The following is a 15,204-nucleotide window of genomic DNA, read 5'->3' as shown; positions in this document are numbered from 1 at the left end:
ATCCCCGGCGTGATAATACCATGGTTATCGCCGCTGTCAAGGTGGTCTTGCCATGATCCACGTGCCCGATCGTCCCGACGTTCACGTGCGGCTTGGTCCTCACAAACTTCGCCTTGGCCATCTTATCTTACCTCCAGATTATTATTATTCATTATCTTAATATCCTCTTACCTTGGTTAAGATTTTCTCTGACAGGTTTTCAGGCACTTCCTGATATCTAGTGAATTCCATGGTGAAAACCGCCCGGCCCTGGGTCAGAGACCTTAACCTGGTTGCATAACCGAACATCTCGGAAAGTGGCACCAGAACAGAGATCACCTGAGCATCTGCACGGGGATGAATACCAAGAATACTGCCTCTCCGGGCATTTAAATCTCCGATGACATCACCCATATACTCTTCAGGAACAACCACCTCCACGTCCATTACCGGCTCCAGCAGTTTAGGTAGAGCTTTTTTAGCACCCTCTTGAAATGCCATAGAGGCTGCAATTTTAAAAGCTATCTCGGATGAATCGACCTCATGATAACTGCCGTCATAAAGGATAGCTTTGATATTGACCATAGGGTAACCAGCCAGAACCCCGTTACTCATAGCTTCTTTTATCCCCTTCTCTATGGCAGAGAAATATTCCCTGGGAATAACCCCGCTGGAGATCTTTTTCTCAAAAACATATTTTTCTCCGGAAGTCAACGGTTCCAATCTCAACTTGACATGGCCATACTGACCTCTTCCCCCGGTCTGGCGAATAAATTTTCCTTCCGCCTCGACCGGAATAGAGATGGTCTCCCTGTAAGCCACTTGAGGTTTCCCCACATTAGCCTTCACCCCGAACTCCCGTAGCATACGCTCGACCAGAATCTCCAGATGAAGCTCGCCCATACCGGAGATAATCGTCTGACCGGTCTCCTCGTTAAAACTCACTTTAAAAGTTGGATCCTCGTCAGACAATTTCGATAAAGAACCAGTCAGCTTATCCTGGTCAGTCTTGGTCTTGGGTTCTATCGCCACTGCGATCACCGGTTCAGGAAAAACCATCTTCTCCAGGACTATGGGATGATCCCTGTCACAGAACGTGTTACCCGTCGAAACGCTCTTCAATCCCACAACTGCGACGATATCCCCGGCATAAACCTCTTCTATTTCTTTTCTTTGATTGGCGTGCATTCTTAAGACCCGGCTTAATCTCTCTTTTTCTCCGTTGTTGCCATTCAACACCACGGTCCCCACTTTAGTAAAGCCGGAATAAACTCTGAAATAAGTCAACTTACCAATAAACGGGTCGCTTACTATTTTGAAAGCCAGTGCGGAAAAAGGCTCATCGTCTGACACTTTCCGCTCTTCGGTCTCTCCGCTTTCCGGGTTGACCCCTTTGACCGCAGGCAGGTCTATTGGAGAAGGCAGATAATCGACTACTGCATCCAATAGTTTCTGGACACCTTTATTTTTGAAGGAAGCGCCGCATAATACCGGGACCACCTTAGCATCCAGACTTCCCTTTCTCAAAGCTTTTTTTATCTCCTCCGGCTCGATCGGCCTTTCATTCAAAAAATTCTCCATCAGCTTGTCATCATAATCTGACAATGCCTCTAAAAGCTCTTCTCTTTTCTTCCTGGCTGTTTCCATGAATGATTTGGGGATCGGCAGATCTTCGAAAGTTGCTCCAAAAGTCTCCTCATGATAAATCCGGTAATTCATCTCGACCAGATCGATTATGCCTGCGAACATCTCGCCCTGACCCACCGGTATCTGTATGGCAACTGCTTTAGTTCCTAACCTCTCCCTCATCATCCGTAGAGTATTTTCGAAATCTGCTCCCACCCGGTCCATTTTGTTGACATAAGCGATACGGGGAACGTTATATTTATCCGCCTGCCTCCACACGGTCTCGGATTGCGGCTCCACACCTCCCACCCCGCAGAAAATGGCAATTGCACCATCCAGCACTCTCAATGACCTCTCCACCTCAGCCGTGAAATCGACGTGGCCCGGAGTATCGATAATGTTTATCTGATGCTCTCTCCAGTAGCAAGTCGTGGCTGCAGAGGTGATGGTGATGCCTCTTTCCTTTTCCTGCTCCATCCAATCCATAACCGCAGCCCCTTCATCCACCTCCCCCATCCTGTAAGTCTTACCAGTATAATATAGAATCCTCTCGGTAGTGGTGGTTTTGCCGGCATCAATGTGAGCCATTATACCTATATTTCTAATTTTTTGTAAGGGGTATTCCCTTGGCATAAAAAAAACCTCTACTTCTACTCTCCCGCAGTGGAAAACTTAATAACACGGAATCCCACTAAGCAAGTGGAGGCTTTAGACCCGATCCGTATTTTAATGTTTCCAACTCTATTTTATCTTTTCCTTTCTTGACCAACCGCTGGTCAGAAAGGTTTTTATCGTTCCCTCGTTTAGAGATTTTTACTCGATTTATTAAATCTTGTAAAACCCTAATCTCAATCTACGCTAATTGCTCCTTATTTTTTGAATTTTGGTTTACTTTTATACTAACAATTCCTCGATTTTGCACTTTACCATCTGAAATGTGCAAAAGCCCGGTTGGCTTCTGCCATTTTGTGGGTATCCTCTTTCTTTTTTATGGAGCTTCCTTCATTCTTTGAAGCGGCAATCAGCTCAGCTGCCAGCTTATCGGCCATAGTTTTTTCAGACCTGGACCTGGCATACGATATAATCCATTTTATTGCCAGGGCGGTCCTTCTTTCTGACCTGACCTCGACCGGTACCTGATAGGTAGCTCCACCCACCCTTCTGGGTTTTACCTCCAGAACAGGTTTTACGTTCTCTACCGCTTTCTGGAACACCTCTAAGCCTGGCTGATTAGCCTTCTTGGCTATGATCTCCATCGCATCGAAAAATATCCGCTGGGTGGTACTTTTTTTACCCCGGTGCATCAGGTTATTCATAAACTGGGTAACCAGCAGACTTCCGGATTTGAGATCCGGCAACAGCTCTCTTTTCGTCGCTCTTTTTTTTCTAGCCATTTTTTAACTTTTCAAGCAGCCTTTTTTGGTTTTTTAGTTCCGTATTTGGACCTGCTCTGCTTCCTATCTCCAACCCCGCTGGTATCCAGGGTGCCGCGGATGATATGGTATCTGACACCTGGAAGGTCTTTCACTCTCCCGCCTCTTATCAAGACTATCGAGTGTTCCTGCAGGTTATGCCCTTCCCCCGGTATGTAGGCGGTAACCTCTATGCCATTGGTCAGCCTGACCCGGGCTACCTTTCTCAAAGCCGAATTCGGCTTTTTGGGAGTGCTGGTATATACGCGGGTACATACCCCTCTTCTTTGAGGAGAGCCCAGCAAAGCCGGTGCTTTCTCTTTTCCTTTGACTTCCTTTCTGCCTATTCTTATGAGCTGGTTTATGGTCGGCAATTTCCTCTCCTTTAAGGCTAATCTGCCTGAACTATACTCTTACGGTTTGTGCTTCGTTACACTTATCCAGCAAAAATAAAAATTTAATATAAATCCAATTCAAAATTTGTCAAGCATTTTCTTTGACGATACTTGTTTCAGCCTCAACTTTTTCTTCTTCTTTAAGCTGAATATTCCTGTAGTATTCCAGACCGGTTCCTGCAGGAATAAGACGACCGATTATGACATTCTCCTTCAGGCCTAAGAGGTAATCAGTTTTCCCGGAAATGGCTGCTTCGGTCAATACCCTGGTAGTCTCCTGGAAAGAGGCGGCGGAGATAAAACTGTCCGTGGTCAAAGAGGCTTTGGTTATACCCAGAAGCAGAGGCTGGAAAGTAGCTGGCTCGCCGCCTTCCGCGATCACTTTTTCATTCTCCTCCCTGAATCTTATCTTGTCCACCTGTTCGCTTTCGAGGAAATTGGTATCCCCCACGTTATCCACCCTTACCTTCTGCAGCATCTGGCTAACGATAACCTCGATATGCTTGTCGTTGATTTTCACTCCCTGCAGTCGATAGACCTCTTGAATCTCGTTGACCAGATATTCCTGAACCGCATTCGCACCTTTAATCTTTAGAATATCATGCGGATCTATTGGACCTTCGCACAGCTTGTCTCCAGCTTTCACCAGGTCCCCTGAATGGACTCTTAAATGTTTGCCGTGGGGAATCAGGTATTCTCTTTTCTCTCCCTGATCTCCCTGCACATAAACCTGATTGGCTCCCCGGACTATCTTGCCGAACTCCACCATCCCATCTACCTCGCTGACAATAGCTAAATCCTTTGGCTTTCTGGCTTCGAAAAGCTCAGCCACTCGTGGAAGCCCACCGGTTATGTCTCTGGTCTTGGAGATATCCCTGGGGATTTTTACCAGGGAATCACCAGCCTGAATTTTATCACCATCGTGCACCAGGAGATATGCCCTGGTAGGAATAGAGTAATTCCCCACCTTTTTTCCCTTCTCGTCCAGTATGGTTATATGAGGCCTGAGAGTTTTATCTTTATGTTCGATAACGACTCGCTGGCGCAGTCCGGTGGTTTCATCCAGCTCTTCCCTGAAGGTAACATCATCTTTCAGGTCAACGAACTCCACCTTACCGCTGTAATCCGAAAGTATGGTATTGCTATAAGGATCCCATTCGAACAGGACCTCTCCTTTTTGAACGCGTGCCTTCTCGTTTACCCTTAAAATGGCTGCGTAGGGAACATTATATTTAGCCCGGACCCTTTCCTGTTCATCCACCAGGCTAATCTCGCCATCCCTGTTCAAAACTATCCACGCTGTTTTTTCACTATCTTTTCTGGCAACTGTTTTAACTTTCTTAAAAACTACTTTCCCCTCGGCTTTAGCAGTAGCTTTTGACTGCTCAGTAATTCGAGCTGCTGTACCTCCGATATGGAAAGTCCTTAAGGTTAACTGGGTGCCCGGCTCTCCGATGCTCTGGGCTGCCATCACCCCAACCGCCTCGCCCAAGTCTACCATCCTGTTGGTGGCCAGATTCCTGCCATAGCATTTAGCACAAACTCCTCTTTTGGACTCACAGGTCAGAACGGACCTTATCTTCGCCGTCTCAATGCCACTCTCCTCAATCCGGGCAGCAGCTTCTTCGTTGATCTCTTCGCCAGCCACAGCCAAGTTCTCACTGGTGATCGGATCCATGACATCTTCTAAGGCTACCCTTCCTAAAATCCGGTCCTTCAGAGACTCGATGACTTCTTCACCTTCTTTTAGAGCTCCGACGTTCAAACCTAAAATCGTTCCGCAATCGACCTCGTTGATGATCACATCCTGAGCTACATCGACCAGCCTGCGGGTGAGATAGCCTGCATCCGCAGTTTTCAAGGCAGTATCGGCCAACCCTTTTCGGGCTCCATGAGTGGAGATGAAGTACTCCAAAACGCTTAATCCCTCCTTGAAGTTAGAGGTGATCGGAGACTCTATGATCTCCCCGATCTGACCGGTGATCTTTTTCTGAGGTTTAGCCATCAACCCTCTCATTCCGGCCAGCTGTCTTATCTGATCTTTGCTGCCTCTGGCTCCGGAATCTGCCATCATGTAAACGGGATTAAACCCATTCTCAGCTTTCTTCAACCCTTCGAACATCGCCTCAGCTACCTCATTGGTGGTATGAGTCCAGGCATCCACTACTTTGTTATATCTTTCTCCGTTAGTTATCACTCCGTTCTCATACTGTCTCTGGATTTTATCTATCTCTTTACTGGTTCTTTCTATCAGTTCTTCCTTCTCTTTTTCCGGAATCATCAGATCATCGATCCCCACAGTGATTCCGGCTAAGGTTGCATATTCAAAACCGATATTCTTCATCTTATCCAAAAGAACCGCTGTCTGGTAATTACCTAATTCACGATATGCTCTGGCAATCAGCTCTTCTAATTTACCCTTGGTAGCCAGGTCATTAAAGAAACCCAGTTCATCCGGAATAATCAGGTTGAAGATAATCCTGCCCGGGGTTGTCTCTAAACCTGATTTCTTTCCATTCCTTTTATCATTTTCACCTATCTCAATCCTATCCTTAGCTTCAATGACTTTGTTTCCTAAAACGAAAATCGCTTCCTTAGCCTTTTCCTGTGATTTGACTACATTCAGCTTGATTTTGATCAGTGCATTCAGCCCGACTAATTTATTCTCTAAAGCGAAAAGAATCTCTTCCACTGAGGAGAAGGTCTTTCCTTCTCCCTTATCTTTGGGTTTTACCTTGGTCAGGTAATAACAGCCCAGCACGATATCCTGAGAGGGAGTCACAACCGGGCGGCCATTGGAAGGAAGCAACAGGTTATTGACTGAAAGCATCAGCACCCTGGCCTCTAATTGTGCTTCAAAGGAGAGAGGCACATGGACTGCCATCTGATCTCCATCGAAATCAGCATTGAAGGCTGAGCATACCAGAGGATGTATTCTAATTGCCTTACCTTCAACTAACAAAGGATAGAAGGCTTGAACTCCAAGACGGTGAAGCGTAGGAGCTCGATTCAAAAGTACCGGATGGTCCTGGATTATCTCTTCTAAGATATCCCAGACCTCTGGCTTTTCTTTTTCCACAAATTTCTTAGCCGACTTGACCGTTGAGACGAACCCTTTTTCCTCTAATTTCTTAATTATAAAAGGTTTGAAAAGCTCCAGAGCCATAGTTTTAGGTATTCCGCATTCATGAAGTTTAAGCTCAGGCCCGACCACGATTACTGACCGGCCTGAATAGTCCACCCTTTTACCTAAGAGGTTCTGTCTGAATCTGCCCTGTTTGCCTTTAAGCAGGTCGGATAGAGATTTCAGAGGTCTCCTGGTATCACCGCTGACTGATTGTGTTCTTCTACCATTGTCCAGTAAGGCATCTACAGCCTCCTGTAACATCCTTTTTTCGTTTTTGAGGATGACCTCAGGAGCTTTTATCTCTATTAGTTTCTTCAGGCGATTATTACGATTAATTACCCGGCGATAAAGGTCATTCAAATCCGAGGTTGCAAATCTTCCACCCTCCAACGGAACCAGAGGCCTTAGATCCGGTGGAATTACAGGAATTACTCTCAATATCATCCATTCCGGTTTATTGCTTGACTGTCTGAACGATTCTATTACTTTAAGCCTCTTTAAGATATCTTTTTTCCTCTGGGCTGAAGTCTCTATCCTGACCTGGGTCCTTAATTGGATAGAAAGTTCCTCGATGTCGATTTGCCTTAAAAGCTCCAGTATGGCTGGAGCTCCCATCTGGGCAACAAATTCCTTTCCCGCTCCTTCTAATTCTTGATATTCATCTTCAGTTATGATATCTTTATATTTCAGATGGGTATTACCCGGATCGATTACGATATATGACTCGTAATATAAAATTCTTTCTAATTCTCGAATGGATAGGTCCAGCAGGTATCCTATGCGGGTGGGTATCGACTTGAAAAACCAGATATGAGTTACCGGGACGGCTAATTCAATATTCCCCATCCTTTCTCTTCTAACTCTGGATTGGGTAACCTCAACTCCGCATCTATCACAGGTTATTCCTTTAAATCTTACCCTCTTATACTTGCCGCAGTTGCACTCCCAGTCTTTGACCGGACCAAAAATTCTCTCGCAGAAAAGACCGTCTCTTTCCGGTTTAAAAGACCGGTAATTTATGGTTTCTGGTTTAGTCACTTCTCCATACGACCAGGACCTGATAGTTTCCGGAGAAGCTAACTGTATTTTTATAGCATAAAAATCAGAGGGTTTTTTAAAATTCTTATTCTGCATCTCTGCCATGTAAAACCTCCTTTCCCCGTAGGGGAAACTTAGGACAGTTTCAGGCTAAAAGCTTAAATATACACTTCTCGATACTGTTCAATATGCTCTTCGAAAATGATCCTACCCTTCCATTAAATCTACGTCCAGGCATAAGCTCTGCAACTCTTTGACTAACACGTTGAACGATTCGGGAATCCCCGGCTCCGGCTGATTCTCACCCTTGACTATGGCTTCATAGATCCTGGATCTTCCTGACACGTCATCTGATTTAACCGTAAGCATCTCCTGCAGGGTATAAGCAGCTCCATAAGCTTCCAAAGCCCAGACTTCCATCTCTCCAAATCTCTGTCCGCCGAACTGCGCCTTACCACCTAAAGGCTGCTGGGTGACCAGGGAATATGGTCCGATAGAACGAGCATGGATTTTATCGTCTACCAGATGAGAAAGCTTCATCATGTAAATATATCCCACGGTGATCGGCTTATCAAAAGGTTCACCGCTCATCCCATCGTACAGGAGAGATTTGCCCGATTCAGGAAGCCCGGCTTGTTTTAAAGCCTCCTTAACCTCTTCCAGGGTTGCTCCGTCGAAAACCGGGCTGGATACATAAAGGCCCATTTTCTTTACCGCCCATCCCAGATGGGTTTCAAGGATCTGCCCGACGTTCATCCTGGAGGGAACTCCCAAAGGATTCAATATCAGATCCACCGGAGTTCCATCTGGAAGGTAAGGCATATTTTCCATTGGAACTACCCTGGCGACAACCCCTTTATTCCCGTGTCTTCCCGCGATCTTATCTCCAACCGACATTTTTCTTTTACTAGCTACATTCACCTTGACTAACTGAACGACCCCAGGCGGTAACTCAGCACCCCTGGAGATTTTTTCCAGCTCAATCTCCAGTTGAGTTCTTTTCTCCTGAAGCAGTTGATTGTACTTAGACAATAGCTGTTCAATACGCTTGTTGACCTTTTGATCCTGGATAAATCCCTCTTCGGCTGAAAGATCATCAAAATCAATTTTATCGAAAGAATCTTCTTTGAACTTAAAGCCTGCACGGAATAAAATCGAACCATCGGAGATTTTACGAATTGTCCTGGCAGTCTCTCCATTCAAAAGTTCCCTGAGTTTCTGATCGCGGGTCACTTTGAGGCTATCCATCTGTTTCTGATGTGCTCTTTTGAGTCTGGAGACTTCGTTTTTCTCCTGTTTCTTGGATTCATCGGACCTCTCCTTTCGGGAGAAGACTTTAGAATCTATGACTATTCCCTTCATCCCGGGAGGTGCTTTTAATGAAGCATCTCTCACATCTCCGGCTTTTTCTCCGAAAATGGCTCTTAGCAATCTTTCTTCAGGAGAAAGCTCGGTCTCGCCTTTAGGGGTTACCTTACCGACCAGTATATCTCCAGCCTCTATCTCAGCTCCGACCCTGACAATCCCCCTTTCGTCAAGATTCATCACAGCTTCCTCTGAGACATTGGGGAGTTCCCGGGTCAATTCTTCTGCTCCCCTCTTGGTATCTCTTGCCTGAAGTTCAAATTCCTCTATATGGATAGAAGTAAAGGTGTCATGAGAGACCAGCCTTTCGCTGACAATTATGGCATCTTCGAAATTATATCCTCTCCAGGGCATAAAGGCGACAAGAACATTAGCTCCTAAAGCCAGCTCTCCTTTATCAGTGGAAAATCCGTCGGCAATGCAGTCACCGGCTTCCACTTTATCCCCAGGTTTAACCAGGGGTCTCTGGTTGATGCAGGTATCCTGGTTAGACCTTTTGAATTTAAGCAGTTGATACTCATCCATTTCCAGAAATTCATCTCCATCTTTGTGTTTATCAGTTGGACGGATAACTATCAGATCTGAGGAGACATTCTCCACCACTCCACTCCTTCTGGCGATAATAGTTGCACCTGAATCCAGAGCCGCTTTCTTCTCCATGCCAGTTCCTACGATAGGGGCTTCGGGGATGAGCAGGGGAACTGCTTGTCTTTGCATGTTAGACCCCATCAGTGCCCGGTTAGCATCATCGTGCTCTAAGAAAGGTATCAAAGCTGCCGCCACGCTCACCAGCTGTTTAGGCGAGACATCCATATAGTCAATTTTTTCCGGCTGGATAACGGGATAATCCGCACGGGAGCGAGCTTTAACTAAAAGATTGACAAACCGGCCATCTTTCTTAAGAGGCTCATTTGCCTGGGCTATGAAATATTTATCTTCCTGATCAGCAGTAAGATACTCGATCTCTTCAGTTACTTTTCCATTCTTGACTTTTCGATAAGGAGTATCCAGAAAACCGTATTTGTTTATCCGAGCATAAGCTGAAAGGGAGGCGATTAGCCCTATGTTGGGACCTTCCGGAGTCTCTATCGGACACATCCTTCCATAATGGGTATGATGCACGTCTCGCACCTCAAATCCTGCCCTTTCCCTGGTCAGACCTCCGGGACCCAGGGCGGAAAGCCTTCTTTTATGGGTTAGCTCAGCCAGTGGGTTGGTCTGGTCCATAAACTGGGAGAGCTGACTGGAGCCGAAGAAACTTTCGACCACCGAGGATACGGTCCGGGCATTAACCAGATCATGCGGGGTAATAGATTCAATATCCTTCAGACTCATCCTCTCCCTAATCGTGCGAGCCATCCGGGTCAGGCCGATTAAAAACTGGTTAGAGAGAAGTTCTCCAACCGAGCGAGCTCTTCTATTACCCAGATGGTCGATATCGTCTACTTCACCCTCTCCGTTACTTAACTTTATGAGGTATTTGATAATCGCTATAAAATCCTTTTTGTCCAGAGTAGTTTGTTCCAGAGGAATATCCAGGGAAAGTCTTTGATCCAGCTTGTATCTTCCGACTTCACCCAGATCATATCTTTTGGAATTAAAGAAAAGCCTATCTAAAAGTTGCTGAGCCATTTCCACGCTGGGGGGTTCTCCACCAGGCCGCAAAACGGAGTAAATCTTAAAAAGGGCTTCTTCCTGAGAGAGAGTCTGGTCTTTATGCAGGGTATTTAAAATCACCCCGGTATCTTTGGTTAAGTCAGTCTCCAGGATTTTAATCCGGGGGATCTTATATTCTCTTATTTTCTCCAGATGCTCTTCAGTTATAATCTCTCCGCCTCGCAGAAGCGTTACCCCCTTCTCTTTTTCCACCACGTTTTCTGCAGAGAATTTGCCTACCATCTTGTCCTTGCGAACCCCGGGGATTTCAACCGTTTCTACCTCATAGAAAAGCTTGATGATCTCAAGGTCAGTGGAATACCCCAGTGCCCGCAACAGTGTGGTCACCGGAAGCCTCCTGCGGGTATCGATGTAAACGTACATTATATCGTTGGCATCGATATTGAACTCGACCCAGGAACCGCGGTACGGAATGATCCTGGCAGAAAAAAGTCTTTTGCCGTTCGGGTTAGTCTCCTCGTCAAAAAAGACCCCCGGAGAACGGTGAAGCTGGCTCACTATCACTCTTTCAGCCCCGTTGATCACAAAGGTGCCGGTTTCTGTCAAGACGGGTAATTCACCCAAAAAGACATCCTGTTCGATTATATCCTTAACCCTTTTATCTTTCCCCTCTGGTTCCCGGATAACCAGACGCAATGTGGCTTTCAAAGGGGCGGCATAAGTCATATTCCTTTCCTGGCATTCTTTTATGCTGTATCTCGGAGTGCCAAGGATACATTTCACGAACTCCAGAGAATAATTCTCACGGACATCCGTTATAGGAAAGGTTTCGTTGAATACTGCCTGGAGTCCTACATTTTTTCTTTTTTCAGGTTCGGTCTCAGCCTGAAGGAATTCCCGAAATGATTCCTTCTGTACCTCTAAAAGATTAGGTACCTCCAGAATTTCTCTGAGCTTTGAGTAAGACTTCCTTTCGATTTCTCTTACCTTTGCCAATGGGATCACGCTCCTTGCTACGGCAAAAGGTTAAAGGCCGCGGGACTTTCCCGCAGAACCCCGTTATGACCGTTCTTTACTTAATTTCTACGGTCGCCCCTGCTTCCACCAGCTTGGTCCTGATCGATTCGGCTTCCTCTTTGGGAATCCCTTCCCTGATCGGTTTGGGAGCTCCATCCACTAAATCCTTAGCTTCTTTTAATCCCAGAGCGGTTAATTCCCTGACAACCTTGATTACCTGGATCTTCTTTTCCCCGGCAGAGACTAGGATCACTGCGAACTCGGTTTTCTCTTCAACTGCAGCACCGGCTGGAGCTGCTCCTGCTGCTGGACCGGCTTGAGCCACGGCCACGGCTGGAGTTACGCCGAACTTCTCCTGCAGGGCTTTTGAAAGCTCGGATAATTCCAGCACGGTCATTTTCTCGACCAGATCCACGATTTTCTCTACACTGCCTTTCTCCACCTTAACCTCCTCTATTTTTTCTTTTTCTTCTTTTTTAGTTGAAGTTTTTTTAGCTGAACTCTTTTCCTCTTCACTCATTTTAGTTACCTTTCTATCTATATATTATCTATAATATCTTTTTTTGCCTTAGTTAAAGCGTCTACGGTACCCACGAACTCTCGAAGAATCGCTTCCAGGGTGCCAATCAGGTTTCTCATGCCGGAATCCAGACTGGCTATTATCTGTGCCAATAATAGTTCTCTGGAGGGGAGTTTGGCTAATTTTTCTATTTCATTCCCTTTGAAAAACTTCCCTTCTACCCAGAAGATCTTTATCCTGGGTTTGCTCAATTTCTTGTTGACTTCATACAATACCTTGGCTGGAGCTACGGGATCGTCATAACCGAAAGCTATGCCGGTTGGGCCCTCCAGATGCTCAGTCATCTGATCCAAGGACAAATCCTTAGCCACCAATTTGATCAAGGTGTTTTTAGCTACCCGATACTCAATTTTTTTGGCCCTGAAGTCCTTTCTCAAACCGGTGATCTCTTCCACGTTTAACCCGGTGAAATCGGTTAGAAAAAAACTCTTGCTTCGGCTGAATTTATCCTTGAGTTCCTCAACTACTTTAGTTTTATCCTCTTTGGGCATCTTTTTGTCCTTTAAGCTTTTATTTAAATAGAGCAATGATCGTTTGCGTATCCAGTTTTACGCCCACTCCCATAGTAGAGGAAATGGCGGCAGTTTTCAGGTACTGCCCCTTGGCTGAAGCGGGCTTGGCTCTTAAGATAGCATCAAAAAGTACTCTGGCATTTTCATAAAGCTGCTCTTCAGGAAAAGAGACTTTACCGATGATTGCTCCGATGTTGCCTGCTTTATCCACCCTGAATTCCACCTTTCCTGCTTTCAGCTCTTTAACAGCCTTGGCCACCTCAAAAGTTACTGTTCCGGATTTGGGGTTGGGCATAAGCCCCTTTGGACCCAAGATCTTGCCTAACTTGCCGATAGTTCCCATCATATCCGGAGTGGCTACAATAGCGTCCACGTCTGTCCAGCCAGAGCTGATTTTCTCTATATATTCTTCAGCCCCTACCAAATCTGCACCGGCCTCTTTTGCCTCCTTTTCTTTCTCCCCTTTGGTCAATACCAGGATCTTGACTTTCTTACCAATCCCGTGAGGGAGCAGCACATTTCCCCGGACTATTTGATCAGAATACTTGGGATCAACACCCAGCCTGACTGATAGTTCCACGCTTTCGTCAAACTTAGCAAAGGCACTACCCTTCACCAGCTTTATTCCTTCCTTTAAATCGCATTTCTTGGTGCTATCCAGACTCTCTTTAGCTTTTCTGTACTTTTTACCTCTTTTCATTTCACCTGCCTTAAGAAAGAAAACTTATTCAATAACCTCAATCCCCATATTTCTTGCGGTCCCTTCCACCATCGACATAGCCCTTTCCAAATTTCCGGCATTTAAATCCTGCATCTTCAGTTCTGCGATCTCCTTGACCTGGGCTTTGGTTACCTTCCCCACTTTAACCCGGTTAGGCTCACCTGATCCCTTCTCAATCTTGGCTGCTTTTTTCAGCAGAACCGAAGCTGGCGGAGTTTTGGTGATGAAAGTGAAAGTCTTATCTGCATAAATTGTTATAATGACCGGAATGATCAATCCGGATTGGCTCTGGGTCTTAGAATTAAAAGCTTTGCAAAACTCCATAGTATTGACCCCATGCGGACCTAAGGCTGGTCCCACTGGAGGTGCCGGATTAGCGTTTCCCGCCGGGATCTGAAGCTTAACTGTTGCAATAACTTTCTTTGCCAATTTTTCTCCTTGAGTCTTTGATGTTTGTTTATACGGGCTGAACCTGCAGAAAATCAAGTTCCACTGGAGTGGGTCGGCCGAAGATGCTTACCATCACTTTAAGTTTTTTCCTTTCCATATTGATTTCGCTTACAAAACCGGAGAAATCGTTGAAGGGACCATCTATGACTTTTACCGGATCACCAGCTTTAAAGGGTACTTCCTCGTAGTCCCTGGTTTTCCCTCTATCTACTTGGCCCAGCACCCTTTTGACCTCAGACTCTTTGAGCGGGACCGGTTTCCCTCCAGTGCCGACAAAACTGGTGACTCCAGGCGTAGAAGTAACCAGGTGCTGGGTTTCCTTGGTAAGCTCCATCTCAACTAAGATGTAACTGGGCAAGAATTTCCTCACCCTGCTGGTTCTCTTGCCCTGCTTCATCTCCAGAACTGTCTCGGTGGGAACTAAAACCCGTCCCACTTGATCCTGCAAGCCTCGGTTAATGACTTCATTTTCCAGATATTTTTTAGCCTTTTGCTCATGACCTGAATAGGTGTGAGCAACGTACCATTTTTTCTCAGATTTACTCATACCTACCTGAAGATGAAGCTGATGAAGACTGACAGGATTTTGTCCACTCCGCCGATAAACAAAGCTAAAACCAAAGATAGCAGGATGACGATTAGGGTTGAGCCAATCAACTCCTCTCTCGACGTCCAGGTGACCTTGCTCAGCTCCTGTCTGACCTCTTTTATAAAATTTTTTATTTTTTCAAACATATCTTTTTTAAATAAAAAATAAAAACCTACTCCTCTTGCAGGTCTGGAGGGACTCGAACCCCCATCATCCGGTTTTGGAGACCGGCGCTCTAACCATTAGAGCTACAGACCTGTTGAATGAAAATCTCTATCTTACAAGTCCGAAGTTACCTGACCTCTTTATGCAAAGTATGTTTACGGCAGAATGGACAGAATTTTTTGTATTCCACCCTGTCTGAATGTGTTTTTTTGTTCTTGGTATCAGTGTAATTTCGTTGTTTACACTCACCACAAGCTAAAGTAATTATCTCTCTTGGCACGATCTTCTTCTTATTTAATTATTTTTTCTTGCTCTTTGAGCTTTTAAGTATTTGAGCTTTTGAGCCTTTTTTCGTCCGGATAAGGCCGGATGCTACATCTCCTTTGAAACCTTGAGTTTTTTGTCGGGCAGTACCGCCTTTGGCGGGACAGCCCGACCTACCTTCTTTTTTGCCCTTGAACCTTTGAACTATTGAACCATTGAACCTTTTTCTATTCGATTATCTCCGTAACTACTCCCGCACCTACTGTCCTCCCCCCCTCCCTTATGGCAAACCTTAACTCCTTCTCCATGGCTATGGGCGCAATTAACTCCCCTGACATGTTGACGTT

Annotated in this window: 14 protein-coding genes and 1 tRNA gene; all 15 read right to left on the bottom strand. The window is 45.6% G+C overall.

Annotated elements, in window-relative coordinates; genetic code table 11:
• On the bottom strand, nucleotides 1-121 hold a 121-nt coding region (locus MUP17_12055; protein ID MCJ7459705.1), incomplete at its 3' end, for a GTP-binding protein.
• A gap of 35 nt (nucleotides 122-156) precedes the next feature.
• Nucleotides 157-2,238 (bottom strand): elongation factor G, encoded by a 2,082-nt coding sequence (gene fusA / locus MUP17_12050; protein MCJ7459704.1) that lies wholly within the window; start codon nucleotides 2,236-2,238, stop codon nucleotides 157-159.
• Nucleotides 2,239-2,528: 290 nt separating this feature from the next.
• Nucleotides 2,529-2,999, bottom strand: a complete 471-nt coding sequence (rpsG, locus tag MUP17_12045) for a 30S ribosomal protein S7 (protein ID MCJ7459703.1) — start codon at nucleotides 2,997-2,999, stop codon at nucleotides 2,529-2,531.
• A gap of 11 nt (nucleotides 3,000-3,010) precedes the next feature.
• Nucleotides 3,011-3,391, bottom strand: a complete 381-nt coding sequence (gene rpsL / locus MUP17_12040; protein MCJ7459702.1) for a 30S ribosomal protein S12 — start codon at nucleotides 3,389-3,391, stop codon at nucleotides 3,011-3,013.
• Nucleotides 3,392-3,500: 109 nt separating this feature from the next.
• Nucleotides 3,501-7,673: a DNA-directed RNA polymerase subunit beta' gene (locus tag MUP17_12035; GenBank protein ID MCJ7459701.1), complete on the bottom strand. Its 4,173-nt coding sequence runs from the start codon at nucleotides 7,671-7,673 to the stop codon at nucleotides 3,501-3,503.
• Nucleotides 7,674-7,784: 111 nt separating this feature from the next.
• The gene (gene rpoB / locus MUP17_12030; protein ID MCJ7459700.1) at nucleotides 7,785-11,555 is read right to left on the bottom strand and encodes a DNA-directed RNA polymerase subunit beta; all 3,771 of its coding nucleotides are present in this window, start codon (nucleotides 11,553-11,555) and stop codon (nucleotides 7,785-7,787) included.
• 76 nt (nucleotides 11,556-11,631) lie between these two features.
• Nucleotides 11,632-12,018 (bottom strand): 50S ribosomal protein L7/L12, encoded by a 387-nt coding sequence (rplL, locus tag MUP17_12025; GenBank protein MCJ7459699.1) that lies wholly within the window; start codon nucleotides 12,016-12,018, stop codon nucleotides 11,632-11,634.
• 95 nt (nucleotides 12,019-12,113) lie between these two features.
• Complete coding sequence (gene rplJ / locus MUP17_12020; protein ID MCJ7459698.1) at nucleotides 12,114-12,647, bottom strand: 50S ribosomal protein L10; 534 nt, start codon at nucleotides 12,645-12,647, stop codon at nucleotides 12,114-12,116.
• A 19-nt stretch (nucleotides 12,648-12,666) separates the two neighbouring features.
• Entirely contained in the window at nucleotides 12,667-13,368 is a 702-nt protein-coding gene (gene rplA / locus MUP17_12015; GenBank protein ID MCJ7459697.1) for a 50S ribosomal protein L1, read from the bottom strand.
• Nucleotides 13,369-13,392: 24 nt separating this feature from the next.
• Nucleotides 13,393-13,818, bottom strand: a complete 426-nt coding sequence (rplK, locus tag MUP17_12010) for a 50S ribosomal protein L11 (GenBank protein ID MCJ7459696.1) — start codon at nucleotides 13,816-13,818, stop codon at nucleotides 13,393-13,395.
• 28 nt (nucleotides 13,819-13,846) lie between these two features.
• Nucleotides 13,847-14,386, bottom strand: a complete 540-nt coding sequence (nusG, locus tag MUP17_12005) for a transcription termination/antitermination protein NusG (GenBank protein ID MCJ7459695.1) — start codon at nucleotides 14,384-14,386, stop codon at nucleotides 13,847-13,849.
• 2 nt (nucleotides 14,387-14,388) lie between these two features.
• Nucleotides 14,389-14,574 (bottom strand): preprotein translocase subunit SecE, encoded by a 186-nt coding sequence (secE, locus tag MUP17_12000; GenBank protein MCJ7459694.1) that lies wholly within the window; start codon nucleotides 14,572-14,574, stop codon nucleotides 14,389-14,391.
• Nucleotides 14,575-14,612: 38 nt separating this feature from the next.
• Nucleotides 14,613-14,686: transfer RNA gene (locus MUP17_11995), tRNA-Trp, on the bottom strand.
• Nucleotides 14,687-14,720: 34 nt separating this feature from the next.
• Nucleotides 14,721-14,873 carry a 50S ribosomal protein L33 gene (rpmG, locus tag MUP17_11990; protein MCJ7459693.1) on the bottom strand — a complete coding sequence of 51 codons (153 nt, stop codon included), beginning with the start codon at nucleotides 14,871-14,873 and terminating at the stop codon, nucleotides 14,721-14,723.
• A gap of 211 nt (nucleotides 14,874-15,084) precedes the next feature.
• Nucleotides 15,085-15,204 (bottom strand): elongation factor Tu (locus MUP17_11985; protein ID MCJ7459692.1); only part of this gene is annotated, 120 nt, incomplete at its 5' end.

It is taken from the genome of Candidatus Zixiibacteriota bacterium (assembly GCA_022865345.1).
Classification (GTDB): domain Bacteria; phylum Zixibacteria; class MSB-5A5; order MSB-5A5; family RBG-16-43-9; genus RBG-16-43-9.
The sequence above is the reverse complement of the archived record's forward strand: the minus strand, read 5'-3'. Positions and strand labels throughout refer to the sequence as shown.

Excerpts from the sequence above, each read along its gene's own strand:
- fusA (MCJ7459704.1), bottom strand. The coding sequence starts at position 2,238 with ATGCCAAGGGAATACCCCTTACAAAAAATTAGAAATATAGGTATAATG.
- rplA (MCJ7459697.1), bottom strand. The coding sequence starts at position 13,368 with ATGAAAAGAGGTAAAAAGTACAGAAAAGCTAAAGAGAGTCTGGATAGC.
- MUP17_12035 (MCJ7459701.1), bottom strand. The coding sequence starts at position 7,673 with ATGCAGAATAAGAATTTTAAAAAACCCTCTGATTTTTATGCTATAAAA.
- nusG (MCJ7459695.1), bottom strand. The coding sequence starts at position 14,386 with ATGAGTAAATCTGAGAAAAAATGGTACGTTGCTCACACCTATTCAGGT.
- rplJ (MCJ7459698.1), bottom strand. The coding sequence starts at position 12,647 with ATGCCCAAAGAGGATAAAACTAAAGTAGTTGAGGAACTCAAGGATAAA.
- secE (MCJ7459694.1), bottom strand. The coding sequence starts at position 14,574 with ATGTTTGAAAAAATAAAAAATTTTATAAAAGAGGTCAGACAGGAGCTG.
- rpsG (MCJ7459703.1), bottom strand. The coding sequence starts at position 2,999 with ATGGCTAGAAAAAAAAGAGCGACGAAAAGAGAGCTGTTGCCGGATCTC.